Annotated in this window: 1 protein-coding gene; it reads right to left on the bottom strand. The window is 65.7% G+C overall.

The window, feature by feature from the left end; all coding sequences use genetic code 11:
• On the bottom strand, positions 1–2,237 hold a 2,237-nt coding region (fxsT, locus tag AC069I_RS44315), incomplete at its 3' end, for an FxSxx-COOH system tetratricopeptide repeat protein (RefSeq protein WP_478268072.1).
• Between the last annotated feature and the right edge of the window lie 48 nt (positions 2,238–2,285).

Below are 2,285 nucleotides of genomic sequence, written 5' to 3'. Positions count from 1 at the left end.
CGTGCCAGGATCGGGTTGTGGAACGGCGCGGCCTCGTCCGTCCGGCCGAGCGCGGTCAGGTCCAGTCCGAGGTTGAAGGATGCGGCCAGGACCGTCGGATGCTCGTCGCCGAGTACCTGCGTCCCGCGTTCGACCGCGTCGCGTCCCAGCTCGGCGGCCTGGTCGACCTCATCCAGCGCCGCCAGGTCACTCGCGAGGTTGATCGTGGCGGCGACGGCGTAGGGGTGGTCCGGGCCGATGGTGGCCCGTAGTTGCTCGAGGGCGCGCTCGTCGAGGACGCGGGCGGCCGCGGCGTCGCCCATGAGCCGCAAGGTGACCGCCAGGTCGACCTTGGCGACGAGGGTGTGCGGGTGATGCTCGCCGAGACCGCTCCGGTATCGCTCGAAGGTCTCCTCCCCGAGCCGTTTCGCCGCGGCCAGGTCACCCGAGTGACGAAGATCGATCGAATGGGCCAGCGCGCAGCCCATCGTGACGGAGTGGTCGTCACCGTAGGCCAGCCGGAACCTTCTGAGCGATTCCGTGGACAGGCTGAGCGCGCCCGGGTGGTCGCCGTCCTTGCGCCGGGTCACCGAAAGCAGGAACGAGTGGGCCGCGCTGTCCAGCTGGTCCGCGCCGAACCGCGCGTGGAAGTTCTCGGTGAGCCGTTCCTGCTGCACCCGGGCCTGGCCGTAGTCCCCCGCCTCGCGCAGGTCCACGATCAGGGAGCCGTTGACGCTGAAGGTGCGGACGTGATCGCGGCCGAGGACCTCGATCCGGCGCCGGAGGGTGTCCTGGTCCAGTTCCGCGGCCGCGCGGTAGGCACCGATCAGCCGGAGGCTGATGGCGTGCTGGTACGCGGCGTTGAGTGTCTCCGGGTCGTCCTCACCGAACATGCGCCTGGACTTCTGGTAGATCTCCTCGCTCAGTTTGGTCGCCGCCGCGAAGTCGCCCTGCGCCCGGAGATCGATCGTGATGTTCCGCTGGAGAGCGAAGGTCTCCTCGTTCTCCTCACCCGACACCTGAAGACGCAGCGCGAGAGTGCGCTGATTGAGTTCCGCGGCCTCGGAATACCGGCCGATCGCCCACAGATACAGCCCCAGCCTCGACGAGACCTCCAGCGTCTGCGGATGCGTCGGCCCGAGGACGTCGGTGAACCGCTTCCGCGCTTCCAGGCCCAGCCGGGCGGCCTCCTCGTGATCGCCGTACTCGAACAGGTAGCGCATCAGATTGACATAGAGCTGACGCGGCCAATCGTCGTCACAGTCCAGCACGTTCGCCGCGTAGGCGTGCGGCAGCAGCTCACGATAACGCGACCAATGCCTGCTCGACTCCGGATCATTCGGATCCAGCGCGGCCAGCAACTGATGAGCACCGTGCTGCATCCGCGCGTGCACCTGACGGGCCATCACCCGGTTACGCAGAACCAGCTGGACCAGCCGATGCAACTGAAGAGTGTTGTTCCCATGATCGATCTTCGCCAGACCGTACCGGTTGATGTCCCGGATCGCCCGCGCGAGCTTGATCGGATCACGCAGCGCCGCGTCGAGCTCCGGAGAGATCGACACCCGGTTGACCCCCGTGAGCAAATCACGCGAAATCGGCTCCGGCGAGAAAAAAGCACAGATATGCAAAATCTGATGGGCCGCCGGATTACGGGTCTTCAACTCCTCGAACGACACATTCCACGCCGCGGCGACCGACACCTCGTTGTCCGGCGCCGACGCCGTGTCCAGAATCTCCTCGACCGACTCGTCGAACAAACGCAGATACTCCCGCACCGGCATCCCGGTCACCGCCCGCCACGCCGCCGCCTGCTCCACCGCCAACGGCAGATCACCGAGCTTCTCCGCGAGCTCGTCGGCGTCGGCCGGATCGATCTCCGGACCACGACGCCCCAGCAACTCCACACTTTCCTCACGCTTGAACACCGCCAACTCCAGCGGACGCGCGATCCCCGCCCAATCAGAGTTCCGCGACGTGATCAGAATCTCACCAGGACCATTACGCGGGAAAAACGGCAACACCGTATCCGGGCTCTCCGCGGCATCGAAAACCAGAAGCCAACGACGGAACGGCCGCCCCGTCCGCAACGCCTCGATCACCGCCGGGACCGCCACACTCGCCTCCGACGCACCCTGCAAACCCAGCATCCCCGCAAGCTCGGAAAGACCAGCACGGATCTGAGTCGTATGCGCGGCATCAATCCACCACACCAGATCATAATCCTGAAGATGCCGATAAATATACTCAGTCGCCATCTGAGTCTTACCGATACCACCAAGACCATGCAACGCCGAAGGAAGCAC

The sequence above is a fragment of the Amycolatopsis sp. NPDC043885 genome, assembly GCF_056435685.1.
Note: the sequence above shows the minus strand (reverse complement) of the source record. Positions and strands in the feature narration are given on the sequence as shown.